This is a genomic window from Staphylococcus gallinarum, from assembly GCF_000875895.1.
In the GTDB taxonomy this organism is placed as follows: domain Bacteria; phylum Bacillota; class Bacilli; order Staphylococcales; family Staphylococcaceae; genus Staphylococcus; species Staphylococcus gallinarum.
Genome location: NZ_JXCF01000001.1, coordinates 150,723 through 167,650, shown reverse-complemented (window position 1 = coordinate 167,650; position 16,928 = coordinate 150,723). Strand labels below are relative to the sequence as shown.

Genomic DNA, 16,928 nt, shown 5'->3' with positions numbered 1-16,928 from the left:
AAGTGCTCGACAAGCAATATTGTAATTGAAATATATACATCAATATAGATTAGGAGGTCAAACACATCATGGTTACCAAGCAAAAATCGGGAAACAAATTGATTTTAGCTATAGTATTTAGTGTGTTAACGTATTGGCTATTTGCACAATCGTTTATAAATATATCTACGGAAGTACAAGCAACATATCACACGATGACTGGTGTCGTTAATTTATCAGTGAGCCTGGCATCGTTTGCTACAGGCATTTTTATGGTGGGAGCTGGAGACGTCGCAGATAAAATTGGTAAGTTGAAAATGACGTATATCGGTATTATCTTAAGTGTGATTGGCTCATTGCTAATCATTATTTCTAGCGTCACTGCGCTACTTATTGTGGGTAGGATTCTACAAGGATTATCAGCAGCAATACTATTACCAGCAACGGTCGGCGTATTAAATGATCAATTTAAAGGACAGGATCTGCGTAAAGCCTTTAGTTATTTAATGATTGCAAGTGTAGGAGGCGTTGGCTTTGCATCGATGGTCGGCGGTTTTGTAGCGACTTATATGACTTGGCAAGTTAACTTTGTCATTTCAATAGTAATCGCACTGATTGCATTTGTATTGTTGATAGGAACTAAAGAAGTAGAGAAGGAAATCATTGATCGTCAACCTTTTGACTATATCGGCATGTGTTTGTTTGCCGTTATGATAGGCAGTGTTACTTTGTTTATGACGCAAGGTTTCGAACGTGGTTGGTTAAGTGTATTTTCAGTAAGCTGCCTCGTTGTATTTTTAATTTCAGGTATAGTATTTGTATTATTTGAACGTAAAAAGGCAATGCCGTTTATTGATTTTTCATTATTTAAACACCGTGCATTTGTAGGATCTTCGTTAAGTAATGTAATCTTGAATTCAGGTATTGGCATGATGACCGTATTTAATATGTATGTACAAACCGCAATTGGCTTAAATGCCTTTCAAGCTGGCCTGGTTACAGTGCCTTATGTGTTAATGGCGATCTTTATGGTGCGCATAGGAGAACGATTATCAGTGAGATATGGTGGTAAACCGATGTTGTTAGTAGGGCCACTGTTCCCAACAATGGGTCTCGTACTGATTAGTTTGACTATGTTACCAGCCCAGTGGTACATCATGGCTGCGACAATTGGCTTTGTTATTTGTGCTATCGGTAATGGCTTATGCGCAACCCCAGGACTAACGGTTGCCTTATTAACTGTGCCAGATGAAAAGGTAGGGCTAGCCACAGGTTTATATAAAATGTGTGCGACACTTGGTGGAGCCTTTGGTATTGCAGTAAGTACTACAGTTTATGCAATATTACAAACACATACGACAATAGAAATGGCTGCTATGGGTACGTTTCTAATCACATTGTGCATTATGGCGACAGGTGTTATTATGACACAATTGATTATTCCTAAGCATACAAAAGCTTAAGTACTAGTATGGATAAAGTGAATTAAGTAGATTAAATAAAGAGGTAACATCATTAATAACTGTGCAGTTTATTGTGCCACAGGTGAATAATGAATGTTACCTCTTTTTGTGTTTGGCGTTAATGCTTACTATTACTATACAATTTAACTTTAAATGAATGTTAGTCATATCTGTGTATTATAATGCACCTTTACTTGAACTTTATTGATATCTAAATTTATTAATAACGTAGGGTCGCTCGCATAAATAATGAATACAGTTTTTAAATAAGTATTATTTTGCGGAAAACGATAACTGACGATATATTTATTACCATCTTTGAAATAATCATATTTATAAGTTGGCGCAACAAGACGTGTCAGTTTATCTAAGTATTGTTCTTTAACAAAGCGATTAATACTTTTATATTTTTTATTCGTATACATTCGTTTACGAATGCGAGAAAGAGAATTTGGACATAATAAACTACAAAATAGTTCGGCGTCCCTTTTAACAATACTATTCATAAAATCTTCAATACATTGTTCTATTTTCATCATACCACCGCCTAATCATAATCTTTGAAAAGCTATACTTAAAACAGTGAATATCTAACAAAATGGAAAACAAAGCGTAGGAACAGTTGATGTCATTATTTGTTGAGCAGGCAAAAACGTGTGACGTCATCATGCATATTCATAGTCATCTAAATTATTAATCACTTGTTATAATATGTACAAAACCATTTTCAAACAAAATTTTAATAATTTTAGAATTGAATATATTTCCATATTTTCCACTAATATTAGAAAATAAATATTTTTACTGTAAAATAACACTTTTGTATTGGTGCTACTTTATATTTTATTAACATATAAATTAAATTTAATTAATAACAAATAGTTTTATATTTGTTAATATGTAGTATGGGAGGTATACAATATGAAAATCAAAAATATTATAAGTTTAATTGGTATTGCAATAATTGCCGTCTTAATTGTCGGATGTGATGATGGTGAAGAAAAAAAGCCAAAGCAAGAAACGGTTAACAAACATAAGCAAGAGCTCGTATATTTTGAACAGTTAGCCAACGGTGATGAAGATTATCCAAGAGCAGAAATTGGATATAAAGACAAAAAAGGCAAAACGCATACATATACAACGGAAAGTAAAAATGTTTATGAACATATCTTGAAAGATAGTAAACAAAAACCATACGTTGTAAAAGATGGCAAGAAGTATCACGTCTATCGACTGCCATATATGACATACGATAATAATGAAATTGAAGGTGAAGTTAAAGATAAAGGAGAGGTAAGTAAAGATGATAAATAAGGTCAGCGTTTGGGTTTGTACGCTTGCCATGTTGGGACTTGTCTTTTCACCTGTGACAGCAGCTATTGGTAGTAGTGGTTCAAGTAGCTCAAGCAGTACGAGCAGTTCAAGTAGTTCAAGTAGCAGTTCGTCAACAAGTAGTACGACGAGTACGTCTTCAAGTGCTCGTGCGAGTGTAGCATCACGTGCTGCACAAAGTAATATGTCTACTAATATCAATAGTTCGAGAAATGCGACGTCACAAAAAGTGAATAGTAAAACAAGTAGTACGAAACCTTTATCAAGACCTTATCATTCCTTTATTACGCCTACTGCACCTTATAATGATCAGCGATTGGCATCAATGTATTTCAACAATACTTTGTTTTTTTGGATTGTAATGCAACATCATAATCTCAACATTAAGCAGCAACATCATATATTACAGAATAATATGACTGCAAAAGATAAGCTATATACGATTACAATTAAAGATAAACGAGATAAAGAACATTTAATTGTTGTCCCTAAAAAGGATTACGATGCAATTCAAAAGGGTGCACATGTGAAATATAAGAATGGTAAGTTGATAACGACTCATAAGTAACATGGTTATTTAATCACGAAATTTACAATTTTATATGAAAAAGACAGAAAATAATAGATATAAAAGTGTAAACAATAATGTGGCAGTCAGTGATACTATGCTATTATCTAATGTATAGTATAAAAAGAGTTGAAAAGGATGGGGAACATGGACTACTCAAATAGTGTTAAACCAAAAGGGAATCGCATTATTAATATATTAATATTTATAGGATTAATGTTCCTAGTGTCATCACCTACGATGATTGCGGGATCAATTATTTATTCTGTCGTCAATCATGCAAGTTTATGGATTGTTATAGGCATAACGGTATTGGGGATTATTTGGACTATATTTATAATGTGGTTATTTAGATGGTATTACCATAAAAAAAGCTATGAAACACTTCAACATCGATTTGGATTAAAAGATATTTTGATTAACATTTTGTGGTTTATTGTTTTACGTATTACGATTGGTGTTTTTACTCTTATTATGCAATCGGTATTTGGCGATAACATTTCGGAAAATGATAAAATCTTGCTAAATCAAATGGAACAATTGAACGATTTAAGTGTTGGATCAGTAATAGGATTGCTATTTTTCTTAATTGTCATTATTTTTGTAGCCCCATTTTTAGAAGAATTACTGTTTAGAGGTATTTTTAAGGAAACTATATTTAAAAAGTCGGCGTTTCTTTTACCATTGATTATATCTTCAGCAATATTCTCATCACTCCATGGCTCTACAAACTGGATTAGCTTTTTGATGTATATGACTTTGGGTATGTTTTTTTACTTAGTTTACAACAGACGTAAAAACTTGAAAGATAGCATGATGGTACATATGTTGAACAATGCTATGGCAGGTATTGCTATGTTAGTTATGGTATTTACGTAATATTTATTGGCAATATTGATTATACACAGTGCAAAAAAGACGGTTAATAGCCGTCTTTTTTTATTGTCTTTTTATTGTTGTTAACTAACTAATATATTAGGTGAAGTTTAGAAACGATAAATTTGAACAATTGAAGATTTGATGTTAATTGAACAATATAATCTCAAAGTTTATGTGATTGATGTATATATGAAACAATGTGTGTGCAAGTCATAGTCAAGCACAAAAAATAAAAACAATATAGACTATCAATAAATATAATATTGCATTAACATAGTTTGTGTTTTAAATATAATGCCAAGGAGTATATATGCAGAATAATAAATTAAGGATAGCTTTATTTGTACTATGGTATATCATTTGGGCTTTAGTCATTGTCTTTTTTATTAATAATAAATCTGAATCAAATGGTAATCATTTGATTGTCTTATCTTTTTTAATTTTAAGTATTTTTATTAGACCTTTAATTGATAAATTAGCACCTAAAAAGAAAAGAAAAGAAAAGAAAGAAAAAATGAAAAGTAAATTAAAAGAGTATATGTATATTTTAGCGGTATTACCTATAGAATATTTAGCAATCGTAACAGACTACTATACGAGTACAATGTGGGGTTATATACCTTTCTTATTACTTGTAGCAATAGCGTTTATGTATGCAGGAACGTATACAAAATTAGCCATACTATCACTCACTAGATTACTAGGTGGCATTATTGCCTATATATTGATCTATTTGTCGTCAGAGCGTTTGATTACAACGGGTTATTTTAAGCCAGTTGAGACAAGTGAATTTTCAATAATTCTAAGTGTAGTTAGTCTTGTTGTCATTATTATGGTTTATACATATAAAAAAGTAGGGTTGAAATAATTTAAAAGGAGGTTGTAAATTGAGAGATATTATAGTCGTATGTTCGTACTTCATTATTTCTGTGTCGTTATCGTTAAGTGGTTTTTATGAAAAGCATAATGTGTTTATTTGTATGTTAGTATCTATACCGCTTCTAGTGATTGCCCACTATATAGTTAAAATATTTAAGAGATACAAACGAAGTGACGAAAAGTAAACTCAAACATGAATAAGTACTATTTAATATAACAATTGTTAGGGGTGAAATTATGAATGGTTTAATTTTAGGAGCATTTTCTTTAAGTACAACATTCGTTACATTAATCGACATCAGTATAGCGTTTGTGGTGATCTTAATTATATATGGAATCCGATACCTTATTTCATACATTAAAAAAGTTGATCATTTAGAAAGAGAATTAAATGATTTAAAAAAAGAGTATTACGAAAAGGAGCGAGGATAAATTTATGGAACCAATATTAAAAGCAATCGCGAGTATATTAGAGACAGTATTTTTATTTTGGAAAGACCCTATAGATAAGACCAAGAAGTCTAAAACCAAAAAAAGGTGACAGCTTCAGCTTGCCCTGTTCCCTCAGGAGTCTTGCTAAAATACTATCTAGATATTAAGGTTTTACATTAAATACCTTGAGATTCTCGAGTTAAATGTGTCTTATTTGTATTTGAGCATAAATCATTCAATATACAATAACGCATCTACAGGCTTCTGATGTTTGTCCTAGAACTTTATATCTGAGAATCTTTATTTGTAGTGATATCTACAAGATGCCACTAATGTAGCACTGTCATTTACCGTATATACTAGTCTATGTTCTTGATTAATTCGTCTACTATAATACCCAGAAAAATTGCCAACTAGCTTTTCTGGTTTGCCTATACTCTCTAAAGCACCATCTCTAGAGATACTTTTTAATAATTGATTAATTCTTTTAACCATCTTTCTATCCTTGTTTTGAAAAAACTCATAATCATCAAATGCTTGTGGCGAAAAGGTAATGTTCAATTTAATCATTTATATCAAAATGTCCTTAGTTTTTACATTTCCACGTTCCAAGTTTTCAATGGATTCTGATAGATGTTTCGCATTAGCAGGATTTTGTTGTAAGTATAGAGTTTCCATGATTTCATTATAATTATCTTCTGACATCAGAACTGCATTACGATCTTTTGTAGTAATAGTTATTGTGTCACTATCATCATTAACTTTATTAATCATATCTTTAAAATGTTCACGTACATATGAATAAGATTTAACAGTCATATAAAATGCCTCCTTATAGTGGTTAAATTATAATCACTATAATTGTACAATTTTTTAATCTATATAAACTTTCAATGTACTAACAATCAATAATAATTACGATAGGTTGAATTATGCTGAGTATAATTTTCAAAGTAGCCAATAAAATTAATATTTTTTTGAATCAGATACATTCTGTCTGATATCTTTTAACAACCACAAAAATAGCAAAATCCAAATTTATATTATGAATAAGTAAATAACCTTGCCCCTTGCGGTTTCTATTTACACGCAAAGTTACGTATCGTTTCATAAGTGTATCGTTTCTATAATAGTTATAAAATTTTAAATTTTTGCATATTTCTCAAAATTAATGGTATATTACATGAAAGGGCTTACATATTTAAAGGGGGATGATGGTTAAACTTAGCGTCGAATTGTTGTGTTGCATTTAATGAATGATAGGAGATTATTGGTATGAAGATTATTCCATTATCTGAAGTAACAGACATTATAAAGGACGATAATACAATTGCTATAGCTGCTTTGTCATCAGCTAACTTGCCGGTAGCCTTACTAAAGGCATTGGTTGATCACTATGATGAGTTGCAGACACCTAAGAATTTAACGTTTATGTTAGCCAATGATATCAGCGACTATCGGGGGGATGGTGTTGATTTAGATTCATTTGTAACAAGAAATATGATAAAAAGGTTGATTACGAGCATTATAACAGCATCACCAGAAACAATTCGTGCGATGAAGGACAATGAAATTGAGGCATACTATATACCTCAAGGTGTACTGACGACACATTATCGTAATCATACAGCTGCTTCACCTGACTATTTAACACGAATTGGTTTGCATACGAATGTTGATCCTAGATATCGAGGAGGTAAAGTGAATCAACGAACTACAAAAGATTTGGTGAGCCTAGTAGAAGTTGATCATCGACAATATTTGAAATATGATTTTCCAAATATTGATATTGCTTTGTTAAGAGGAACTTATGCAGATCAAGATGGGAATATTTATATGACGCATGAAGCCCATCTTGGTGAGGGTTATAGTGTAGCACTAAAGGCACATAATAATGGTGGTAAAGTCATCGTGCAAGTTAAAGCGGTTATTGAGAATGGAAAATTTAATCCGCGAGATGTCTTTATTCCTGGAAAATTAGTTGATTATATCGTTGTAAATGAAAATCCAAAATACCATAGACAAGTAATGCAGCATTATTATGATCCTGCACTTGCTGGTGAATATCGTATTCCAGAAATTCGAGAACCTTTCTTACCATTAAGCATTCGCAAAGTAATATTACGTCGAGCTGCTCAATTTTTAAAGGCAGAAGATGTAGTGAGTATAGGCTTTGGTATCAATAATGACTTGTCGAATGTATTAATTGAAGAGAATGCGAATCATCTTGTGCAATTGAATATTGATACAGGTGTGTTTGGAGGCATGATTAGTAGCGGACAAAACTTTGGAATGAATTACAATGTTAGTGCGCAAATGAGGCATGATCAAACTTGGGATTTTATTTATAACGGCGGAGTAGATGTTGCTTATTTAAGTTTTGCAGAGGTTGATGCGGTAGGTAATGTCAATGTTTCAAAATTTGGTGACAAAATGAATGGTTGTGGTGGCTTTATTGATATTAGTCAGACGGTAAAGCGCATTGTTTTTTCAGGAACAATGGTTGCCGGGGGTCAACTTGATTTCAAGGATGGACAGATTGATATAAATAAACAAGGACACACGCATAAATTTGTGCAACATGTGGGCAGTGTAGACTTTAATGCACAATATGCACAGGAACTTGGTCAGGAAGTTTACTTTGTCACTGAACGGGGTGTATTTGAACTCATGAATAACGGCTTGAAATTAATTGAAATCGCACCAGGTCTAGACATCGAGAAAGATATTCTGGCACATATGGATTTCAAACCAATGGTTGCAGAGGATATAAAGGTGACTAATCCGGCGATTTATCATGACAAATGGGGAGGTTTAGCTCAAGTCATTAGGTCGGAAGATCGTATTTAAAGGGGGAGAAGAATATGAATTACGACTGGATTAAAACGAGAGCAGCATATGATGAAGTCAAACCAGCAGTGATCGATCCGTTTAAAGGCACATCGTGGTCTTATCAAGATTTGAATAAACGAGCAGAAAATTTAGCGACACATTTACAAGAAGCAGGGGTCCAACAAGGGGATGTCGTCGGTATTTTCGCACCAAATGATGTTTCATTGCTCGACTTGTTATTTGCTACAACAAAATTAGGCGCTGTATATTTACCGATAAATTGGAGACTTAAGCCAAAGGAAATAGAAAATGTCATTTCAGATTCTAATGTGAAACACATATTTTATGCAGCAAAGCATCTATCAACATTACAAGGTATGGCAGATGATTTGTTATATATGGATGTTGACTCTGCTGAATATGATGAGATTGTCGATCCAACGAATCATAAACCATTTGAGTCAGTAGCTATTGATGGTGATACATTAGCTATATTGATGTATACAAGTGGTACGACTGGATTGCCAAAAGGTGTGATGTTCTCATATGATTCACTGATCAATAATCTGATTAACACAGTTCTAACTTATAAGATTAATGCGACATATAAAACGATTATCGCCACGCCAATGTTCCATGTATTAGGTTTCAATGATTTGATATTGCCATTGTTGATGGCAGGGGGAACGGCAGTACTGCAGCGTTACTTTAATGGTGAAGATTTAAATGATTTGATGACTGAACATAAGCCGAATTATTTAATTTTAATACCGACTATGTATTATGCTATGCTCGTTTCGAAAAACTTTAACATAGACAACTTTAAAGAGGTTGAGTTCTTAGTGCAGGGTGGATCCGCACCTCTTGCCGGAGTTCAACAAAAATTCACGGGAATGGGTCATCATATTATTAATGGTTATGGTCTGACAGAGGCCCCATTAGTAATGGTTAATACACCTGAAAATAGCATTAATAAACCTGGTAGTATAGGTAAACCAATTATGTTTGTTGATATCCGTGTCTTAGATGATAATCATGAGGATGTATTAGCAGGTGAAATTGGAGAATTGGCAGTAAGAGGTAAAAATGTAACGCCAGGTTATTGGAATAAACCCGAGGAGACTGAAAAAGCATTTGTTGATGGGTATTTTTTAACAGGGGATTTAGCTAGAGTAGATGAGGATGGCGATGTTTTTATAGTAGACCGTCGTAAAGAAATGATTATAACAGGTGGAGAAAATGTTCTACCTTCAGAAGTAGAAGCGGTTCTCACGACGCACCCATTAGTAGCACAAGGTGTTGTGTTAAGCTTTGATAGTCCAAAATATGGCGAATCTGTGGCAGCAGCAGTTGTATTAACAGAGGATGATCCAGACTTTGAACAGAAATTAGATGAGCACATGCGTGAAAAGTTAGCTGGCTATAAAGTACCACGTATGTATTTAAAAGTAACACACATGCCACTGAATTCAACTTCTAAACCAGATAAGTTAGAATTACAAAAGCTAATGAATCAAAAAGCACAAGATGGTAAAGCACATGCAGACGAGATTTAACCATTACATCATACTAACAATATTAAATAAAAAATTTTGTGCAATTATGTAAGCGCTATCATCATTTAAACAATAAGGATGGGGGTCCTAATTATGACTACAAAAGAAGAAGTAATTAAAGCGTTATATCCAGAAGATATATTAAGTGTGGCGAAAGATTTAACAGAAGGAGAAGTTAAATTATTAAAGCAACTCAATGACATGTTAGAAGAAAAGTATCGTGATTCAGTAAATGAGCATTGGTTAAATGCAACCGAGCCTGAGGGCTACTTTGAAGAATTAGGGAAATTAAATTACTTTAACAATCCGCTATTGTTTGAAGGACGTGAGGGTGCTCACACACCAAGTCAGTTATTCCAATTCTTTATGTCATATACAATCGCTAGATTTGATGTGTCATTAGCGACATTACTCGGCGTGCATCAAGGTTTAGGGCATAATTCATTTTGGTTTGGTGGCAGTAAAGAACAACAAGCTTATTATTTACCTAAATTACAATCACATGAATTGCGAACTTGCTTTGCACTCACTGAACCTGAACATGGTTCAGACGTTGCTGGTGGTCTCGAAACGACCGCTAAACGCCAAGGTGATGAATGGATTATCAATGGTGAGAAGAAATGGATTGGTGGTGCGAATGTTGCTGATGTGATGCCAGTCTATGCTGTAGATGTTGATACAGGGAAACCTAAAGGATTTATTATAGAACCAAAGCAAGATGGTGTGGAAATAGAAATACTCGAGCATAAAATTGCGCTTCGCATCGTTCCCAATGCGCGAATTCGCTTTAAAAATGTTGTAGTTAAAGAGGAGAATAGATTACAGAACATCAACGGATTTAAAGATATTGCGAAAGTATTATATTCAACGCGTGCTGGTGTAGCATATATGGCGACGGGGGCAATGGCTGGTGCATTAAAGGCAACGACAGATTATGTGACAAAACGTAAACAGTTTGGTAAAGAAATTAGCAAGTTTCAATTGATTCAAGAGAAGTTAGCAATGATGCAAGGTAATCTTGCACAAGCAATGGCGACATGCGCCCAACTTGCACGTATGCAAGCGAATGGTGAATATGATGAAGTAGCGACTTCTACTGCTAAGATGATGAATTCATTGAGATTACGAGAAACAGTTGCTATGGGCAGAGGTGTTCATGGTGGTAATGGTATCTTAGCAGGTGAGTATGATATTGCACGTTTCTTTGCTGATGCAGAAGCGATATACACATATGAAGGTACGCATGAAGTCAATGCGCTTGTTATAGGTCGTGCTATTACTGGAGATTCAGCTTTTATATAAGTAAGTGTATGGTCACGAAAATGCAAAATTAATATATTTGGAGGGTTTAGTATGACGATAAGAAAAGCAGTCGTATTAGGTGCAGGCACGATGGGAAGTCAAATCGCTGCATTACTTGTAAATGCAGGTCTGAAAGTAAAGATACTAGATATCGTGATTGATGAACAAGAACCAAATAAAATTTCTAAAAAAGCATATGAAACAATTACCAATCCGAAACGTCCATTGTTGTTTGACTTGGATTTTGCATCTAATCTATCATATGGAAATTTCAACGATGATTTAACGGAAGATGAAGATGCGGATATTTATATTGAAGCGGTAAAAGAAGAATTAGAAATCAAACATCAGATATGGGCTAAAGTGAAATCAGTAGCACAATCGGATGCTTTGTTTGCTACAAATACTTCGGGTATTCCAATTGAAGCTATTGCACAAGCTTTTGATCAAGAAGATAAGCAAAGATTCTTTGGTATGCATTTCTTCAATCCACCACGCATTATGAAATTGGTAGAAATTATTCCGAACGCAAATACTGCACAAGAATATATTGATCAAGTACAAGAATTTGCTGAGGATGTATTAGGTAAGGGTGTCGTGGTCGCAAATGATGTACCTGGATTTGTTGCGAACCGTGTGGGTACACAAACGATGAACGATATTATGTATAGAGCAGAATCTAGTGGCTTATCAATTACTGAAGTCGATGCGTTGACTGGCAAGAGTATTGGTCGTCCTAAGATGGGGACATACGGTTTGTCAGACTTAGTAGGTCTAGATATTGCTAAAGCAGTCATCGGTGGCTTGCAAAAAGTCCCAGAAGAACAACCGTATTTCCATGATACAAAAATTGCTGATAAATTATATGAAAATGGTGCGCTTGGTAATAAGACGAAACAAGGCTTTTATAAAAAGGAAGGAAAACGACGCTTAGTGTACGACTATGAAAGTGGTACGTATGTTGAGCCTACGCCACCACAACAACCTATCTTAAATGAGTTTGGTAAAGATTTAGCGCACAATTTAGATATTATCTTTAATGCACAGGACGATGCAGGTGTGTTTTTATGGGAAACATTAAGAAATAACTTCTACTATGCTGCATTAAATGTGCCGAAAGCTGCAGCCGATTATAAAGATGTTGATCGTGCAATTGTCTGGGGATTTAACTGGAAGCAAGGTCCATTCCAATTATGGGATATGATTGGCTTTGAACGTGTGAAATCTAGAATGAAACAAGAATTGGGTAAATTACCTGATTGGGTAGAGCAACGTAATGAGCCATTTTATGAAGAAGGAGAGACAATTCAACGTACAACTTCGGTAACAGAGTATATAGATAAGGATATATGGGACCACTCTGATTCTAAATTATCCGTAGTTCATGGTAATCAATTATTATTAAAATTACAAAGTGTCAATAATGTAGTGTCTGATGATTTCGTTAAAGATTTAGCTGCAGCGATAGATTTACTTGAAAATGAAGACTATTCAAGCATGGTAATTTATGCAGATGGCAATAACTTTAGTGTAGGTGCTAACTTGAAATTAATGATGAAAGCCCATGAAGAAGGCACAGTCGATCGAGATATAGGCGAAGGTGTCGATAATTTACACTATAGTTTCAGTAGATTGAAATACGCTTTGAAACCTGTTGTTACAGCTGTTCAAGGTAGAGCGCTAGGCGGTGGTTGTGAATTAGTGCTACATTCACCAATAGTAGTAGCTTCTAGCGAATCATATATCGGCTTGGTTGAGACAGGTGTAGGTTTATTGCCGGCTGGTGGTGGACTTGCAGAATTGTCAGATAGAATCTTACGTGGAAACCATAAACATGATGACAAACAACAAGCTATTACCAAGGTATTAATGAATATTGGTTTAGCTAAAGTATCCACAAATGCATATGAAGCGATTCGCTATGGTTATTTAAGAGAAACAGATACAGTCATATTTAACACTGAAAAGCGTGTTGAAATTGCTTTGAAAAGAGCACAATATGAAGCGGAAACAAATTATGTACCTAAGACAAAAGGACAATATATTGCACTTGGCAGAGACTTTAAAGCATTGGCAGAAGGACAGTTAGATGCACAGCGTTTGGGTCATTTTATCAGTGATTATGATTATGAGATTACGCTTAAAGTGGCAGAGGTGTTAGCTGGTGGAGATGTTCCAAGAAACACATATATCAATCAACGTTATCTACAAAAATTGGAAAAAGAACGCTTTTTAACATTACTCAAGAATCAAAAAACGTATGACAGAATTTCACATATGTTGAAAAAAGGTAAACCGTTACGTAATTAATTTAGAAGTCATTTTATAGATAACAGAAAGGATGATCTTAAATGCGAGATGCATATATTGTAGCGTATGGACGTTCGGCAGCAGGTAAAGCAAAGTTAGGCGGTGCGATGGCACACGAAAGACCTGATGAAGTAGCAGCAAAGGTATTGAAAGGTGTATTAGAACGTGTTGGAGGTAAGTTTGAGCCAGGCATGGTGGAAGACGTTATCGTAGGTAACTCGTTCCCAGAAGGTCTACAAGGACAAAATATTGCAAGAACGATTGCACTATTAGCCGGCTTACCACAAGAGGTACCTGGACAAACGGTCAATCGATACTGTTCTTCAGGATTGCAAACAGTGGCACTTGCAGCTAATCAAATTATTGCGGAACAAGCCGATGTCATTGTTGCAGGTGGTGTCGAATTGATGAGTGCAGTGCCAATGGGAGGTAATGAACCGACGAATAACCCTATTTTACAAGATCAAGATTCAGGAGTATCTCATCCGATGGGATTAACGGCTGAAAATGTAGCAGAAACTTATAAAGTCTCTCGTGAAGATCAAGATGCCTACGCAGTACAAAGTCATCAGCGTGCCAAACAAGCGCAAGATGCAGGCAAATTTGATGATGAAATTATTCCGATAGAAGTAAATAAGGTGACATATGATGTGAATGGTCCAGTAGTTTCCAAGGCTGTGCTAAAAGAAGATGAATTGATTAGACCAGACACAAATGCTGAATCTTTAGCTAAATTGCCAACCGTATTTAAAGCTGACGGCACAGTGACGGCAGGTTCATCTGCACCATTGACAGATGGTACAGGATTCGTAGTTGTGATGTCTGGTGATAAAGTAAAAGAATTAGGTGTCGAGCCGATTGCACGCTTCGTAGGATTTAAAGCGGTAGGTGTCGATCCTAAATTGATGGGCATAGGTCCAGCATATGCAATTCCAGAAGTCTTGAAGTTAACGAATCTTGAAGTGGGAGATATTGATTTAGTGGAACTCAATGAAGCCTTTGCCTCACAAACATTAGCATCTATCCGTGAGGTTGGATTAGATATTGAGAAGACAAATGTAAATGGCGGGGCGATTGCTTTAGGCCATCCGTTAGGTGCAACAGGTGCCATGTTAGTAGGGCGACTATTATCAGAAATGAAGAAACGTCCAGATACTCAATACGGTATGGTAACAATGTGTATCGGTGTTGGTATGGGCGCAGCAGGTATATTTGAATATGTAGGTAAACGTAGCTAAATTTTGATAATGTAATTAAATCTTTGATATGAGCGGAAATAATGAGTCATATTAAAAAGCAGTGTATATTTTACACTGCTTTTTAATCTTTATTAATATACATCACGTTGGTAACGTTGAGCTTTGATAAGTTCTGTTAAATAATGTTCTGCTGCAGTTTCATCATAGCCACCGTGTTGCATTACTACATTAACAAGTGATTGATGTACGCCTTTAGCCATATCCTCTTTATCACCACAAAGATAGATTGTTGCGCCGTCTTCAAGCCAACGATAAAATTCAGCACCATTTTCTTCAATTCGATGTTGTACGTAGATTTTATTTTCTGTATCTCTAGAAAATGCTAAATCTAATTTACTCAATACGCCATCATTTAACCAGCGTTCTAGGTCTGTTTGATAGAGGTAATCAGTACTATAATTTTGATTTCCAAAGATTAACCATTGATTGCCAGCTAATCCTAAGTATTCGCGTTCTTGTAAATAAGCACGATATGGAGCAATACCAGTGCCGGCACCAATCATAATTGTTGCCGTGTTATTGTCATATGAGAATTTAAAGTTTGGATTTTTCTTTAAATATACAGGTAAGCTATCCCCAATTGGGGTACGTTCTGCAAGTTGTCCTGAGCATACGCCAAGACGTTCACGGTGATAGGCATCATAACGTACGACGCGTACTGTAAGATGCACGCTATCTGCATTTACTTTATTGCTGCTTGCAATAGAATACTCTCTTGGCGGTAACTTTCTCAAAATATCAATCAATGTTTGAGGTTCTATGCTATAAGGTGAGAAATCTGTGACCAGATCTATTAAATCTCTACCATAAATATAGTTAGTTATCCAAGTATCTTTTTGAGCATTTGCTCTCAGCATTGGGTTTTTAAATACATCTGCTGCTTGTTTAATGAGTGACGGACTTAGTTTTGAAATTTCAAAATGCTTTGTGAATGCTTCTTTGACAGTAATGGTTTCAGCGTCTTTGCCTATTTGAACTGTCGTATCTGCTTCCCATCCTAAGACGTGTATCAGTTTGTTGACTAATGATGGTGCATTTTCAGGAATAATTACTAAACTGTCGCCTGGTTCATAAGATTCGCCATAACCTGCTAAAGATAAAGATAAATGTCTTACTTCTCTCGTTGCCTCTGGTGCAGTCAATACAGTATTATCAATAACTTTAGCTTCATAAGGTTGGTCCTTAGAATAACCCTCCTCATGTGTCTCTAGCGTTACTTCTTCAGCAGTAGCTGTTTCTTTAACTTTATCGGGTGCACGAGCAGATAATAGTTCGACCATATCTGCCATCCATTGTTCTGATGTTTCTTCAAAATCGAAGTCGCAATCCACTCGTTCTGCGATACGGTTGGCACCTAATTGTTCGAGTATATGATCAAAGTCTTTTCCAGCTTGGCAAAAGTCAGGGAAATCTTGATCCCCCAATGCTAATACTGAATAATTTAATGATTCTAAACGTGGTGCTGTATCACCGTGTAAATACTCATATAAATCAATGGCATTTATTGGTGGTTCACCAACACCTTGGGTCGAACAAATTATAAATACATAGCCTACGGTTGTAAGTTTATCCTTTGGAAAGTCATCCATATCCCACAAATGTACATTAAAGTTATGAGATTTTAATGTTGTTTCAAACTGTTCTGAAACCTCTTCGGCATTACCTGTTTCAGTACCAAATAGAATATGAACATCTAAAGGCTCTGTTACAGTTTGAGTATCTTCGGTAGCTACTGGTTCAACTGGTGATGCGCTAGAAGTTGAAGACGTAGTAGATGCAGAAGATGCCGTAGACGTAGTGTCAGTTTCTGAAGTGTAATCCTCTACGGATGAGTTGATAAGATAGCCACTTAACCAATGCTTTTGTTCGGAAGAGAGCATGGGCAGTAACTGATTTATGAGATCCAATTGATTCGTATCAAAAGGAGTATTTGATTGATTGAGTTGCAAAAATGTCACCTCGTTCTTAAATGTATAAAGTACAAAAATTCCACATACATACTATTTTTATATGAAATTTATAAAAATTATAACATTATTTTATAGTTTTATTAATTATTTGTAGAGACTTTTGTTATTTTGTATTATCAATAAATACTAAAAGTTTGATTTTTGTTGCGAAACTGTAACCTTAGTAG

The 16,928-nt window shown here is 34.9% G+C and carries 16 protein-coding genes; 12 read left to right on the top strand and 4 right to left on the bottom strand.

Annotated features, from left to right (window positions below; genetic code table 11):
• Window positions 1–68: 68 nt before the first annotated feature.
• Window positions 69–1,442 carry an MFS transporter gene (locus tag SH09_RS00685; protein WP_042737690.1) on the top strand — a complete coding sequence of 458 codons (1,374 nt, stop codon included), beginning with the start codon at window positions 69–71 and terminating at the stop codon, window positions 1,440–1,442.
• A gap of 164 nt (window positions 1,443–1,606) precedes the next feature.
• Here the strand turns inward: SH09_RS00685 and SH09_RS00680 are convergent, their stop codons facing one another.
• Window positions 1,607–1,978, bottom strand: coding sequence for a hypothetical protein (locus SH09_RS00680; RefSeq protein ID WP_042737689.1), 372 nt, complete (start codon window positions 1,976–1,978; stop codon window positions 1,607–1,609).
• A gap of 385 nt (window positions 1,979–2,363) precedes the next feature.
• Here SH09_RS00680 and SH09_RS00675 point away from each other — a divergent pair, with 385 nt between their 5' ends.
• The 6 genes from SH09_RS00675 (at window position 2,364) to SH09_RS00655 (ending at window position 5,532) form a co-directional block, all read left to right on the top strand.
• Window positions 2,364–2,756, top strand: coding sequence for a hypothetical protein (locus SH09_RS00675; RefSeq protein ID WP_052495389.1), 393 nt, complete (start codon window positions 2,364–2,366; stop codon window positions 2,754–2,756).
• A complete protein-coding gene (locus SH09_RS00670; protein WP_052495388.1) occupies window positions 2,746–3,342 on the top strand; it encodes a hypothetical protein in 597 nt (198 codons plus the stop codon). Before SH09_RS00675 ends, SH09_RS00670 begins: the two co-directional genes overlap by 11 nt.
• Before the next feature lie 147 nt (window positions 3,343–3,489).
• Entirely contained in the window at window positions 3,490–4,221 is a 732-nt protein-coding gene (locus SH09_RS00665) for a CPBP family intramembrane glutamic endopeptidase (RefSeq protein ID WP_157947227.1), read from the top strand.
• 310 nt (window positions 4,222–4,531) lie between these two features.
• Window positions 4,532–5,089, top strand: coding sequence for a hypothetical protein (locus tag SH09_RS00660; RefSeq protein ID WP_042737687.1), 558 nt, complete (start codon window positions 4,532–4,534; stop codon window positions 5,087–5,089).
• Between the two features lie 19 nt (window positions 5,090–5,108).
• Window positions 5,109–5,285, top strand: a complete 177-nt coding sequence (locus SH09_RS16950) for a hypothetical protein (RefSeq protein WP_162846324.1) — start codon at window positions 5,109–5,111, stop codon at window positions 5,283–5,285.
• Between the two features lie 52 nt (window positions 5,286–5,337).
• On the top strand, window positions 5,338–5,532 hold the full coding sequence (locus SH09_RS00655; RefSeq protein ID WP_042737686.1) for a hypothetical protein: 195 nt from the start codon (window positions 5,338–5,340) through the stop codon (window positions 5,530–5,532).
• Window positions 5,533–5,832: 300 nt separating this feature from the next.
• Here the strand turns inward: SH09_RS00655 and SH09_RS00650 are convergent, their stop codons facing one another.
• Window positions 5,833–6,102 carry a Txe/YoeB family addiction module toxin gene (locus tag SH09_RS00650; RefSeq protein ID WP_042737685.1) on the bottom strand — a complete coding sequence of 90 codons (270 nt, stop codon included), beginning with the start codon at window positions 6,100–6,102 and terminating at the stop codon, window positions 5,833–5,835.
• Entirely contained in the window at window positions 6,103–6,351 is a 249-nt protein-coding gene (locus tag SH09_RS00645; RefSeq protein ID WP_042737684.1) for a type II toxin-antitoxin system Phd/YefM family antitoxin, read from the bottom strand. It abuts the gene before it with no gap.
• A gap of 456 nt (window positions 6,352–6,807) precedes the next feature.
• On the opposite strand from SH09_RS00645, the gene fadX reads away from it, so the two are divergent.
• The 5 genes from fadX (at window position 6,808) to SH09_RS00620 (ending at window position 14,770) form a co-directional block, all read left to right on the top strand.
• Window positions 6,808–8,382, top strand: coding sequence for a fatty acid degradation protein FadX (fadX, locus tag SH09_RS00640; protein ID WP_042737683.1), 1,575 nt, complete (start codon window positions 6,808–6,810; stop codon window positions 8,380–8,382).
• Between the two features lie 14 nt (window positions 8,383–8,396).
• Complete coding sequence (fadD, locus tag SH09_RS00635; protein ID WP_042737682.1) at window positions 8,397–9,920, top strand: long-chain-fatty-acid--CoA ligase FadD; 1,524 nt, start codon at window positions 8,397–8,399, stop codon at window positions 9,918–9,920.
• A gap of 93 nt (window positions 9,921–10,013) precedes the next feature.
• A complete protein-coding gene (fadE, locus tag SH09_RS00630; protein WP_042737681.1) occupies window positions 10,014–11,222 on the top strand; it encodes an acyl-CoA dehydrogenase FadE in 1,209 nt (402 codons plus the stop codon).
• A 51-nt stretch (window positions 11,223–11,273) separates the two neighbouring features.
• Complete coding sequence (fadB, locus tag SH09_RS00625) at window positions 11,274–13,532, top strand: 3-hydroxyacyl-CoA dehydrogenase/crotonase FadB (RefSeq protein ID WP_042737680.1); 2,259 nt, start codon at window positions 11,274–11,276, stop codon at window positions 13,530–13,532.
• A gap of 41 nt (window positions 13,533–13,573) precedes the next feature.
• Window positions 13,574–14,770 carry a thiolase family protein gene (locus SH09_RS00620; RefSeq protein WP_042737679.1) on the top strand — a complete coding sequence of 399 codons (1,197 nt, stop codon included), beginning with the start codon at window positions 13,574–13,576 and terminating at the stop codon, window positions 14,768–14,770.
• 92 nt (window positions 14,771–14,862) lie between these two features.
• On the opposite strand, the gene SH09_RS00615 is transcribed toward SH09_RS00620, so the two are convergent.
• On the bottom strand, window positions 14,863–16,749 hold the full coding sequence (locus SH09_RS00615; RefSeq protein ID WP_232138756.1) for an assimilatory sulfite reductase (NADPH) flavoprotein subunit: 1,887 nt from the start codon (window positions 16,747–16,749) through the stop codon (window positions 14,863–14,865).
• Between the last annotated feature and the right edge of the window lie 179 nt (window positions 16,750–16,928).

What these genes read in the sequence shown, in the direction of transcription:
- SH09_RS00645 (WP_042737684.1), bottom strand. Translation starts at nt 6,351, where the DNA reads ATGACTGTTAAATCTTATTCATATGTACGTGAACATTTTAAAGATATG.
- fadB (WP_042737680.1), top strand. Translation starts at nt 11,274, where the DNA reads ATGACGATAAGAAAAGCAGTCGTATTAGGTGCAGGCACGATGGGAAGT.
- SH09_RS00655 (WP_042737686.1), top strand. Translation starts at nt 5,338, where the DNA reads ATGAATGGTTTAATTTTAGGAGCATTTTCTTTAAGTACAACATTCGTT.
- SH09_RS00670 (WP_052495388.1), top strand. Translation starts at nt 2,746, where the DNA reads ATGATAAATAAGGTCAGCGTTTGGGTTTGTACGCTTGCCATGTTGGGA.
- SH09_RS00660 (WP_042737687.1), top strand. Translation starts at nt 4,532, where the DNA reads ATGCAGAATAATAAATTAAGGATAGCTTTATTTGTACTATGGTATATC.
- SH09_RS00665 (WP_157947227.1), top strand. Translation starts at nt 3,490, where the DNA reads ATGGACTACTCAAATAGTGTTAAACCAAAAGGGAATCGCATTATTAAT.
- fadD (WP_042737682.1), top strand. Translation starts at nt 8,397, where the DNA reads ATGAATTACGACTGGATTAAAACGAGAGCAGCATATGATGAAGTCAAA.
- SH09_RS00620 (WP_042737679.1), top strand. Translation starts at nt 13,574, where the DNA reads ATGCGAGATGCATATATTGTAGCGTATGGACGTTCGGCAGCAGGTAAA.
- fadX (WP_042737683.1), top strand. Translation starts at nt 6,808, where the DNA reads ATGAAGATTATTCCATTATCTGAAGTAACAGACATTATAAAGGACGAT.
- fadE (WP_042737681.1), top strand. Translation starts at nt 10,014, where the DNA reads ATGACTACAAAAGAAGAAGTAATTAAAGCGTTATATCCAGAAGATATA.
- SH09_RS00685 (WP_042737690.1), top strand. Translation starts at nt 69, where the DNA reads ATGGTTACCAAGCAAAAATCGGGAAACAAATTGATTTTAGCTATAGTA.
- SH09_RS00680 (WP_042737689.1), bottom strand. Translation starts at nt 1,978, where the DNA reads ATGAAAATAGAACAATGTATTGAAGATTTTATGAATAGTATTGTTAAA.
- SH09_RS00675 (WP_052495389.1), top strand. Translation starts at nt 2,364, where the DNA reads ATGAAAATCAAAAATATTATAAGTTTAATTGGTATTGCAATAATTGCC.
- SH09_RS00650 (WP_042737685.1), bottom strand. Translation starts at nt 6,102, where the DNA reads ATGATTAAATTGAACATTACCTTTTCGCCACAAGCATTTGATGATTAT.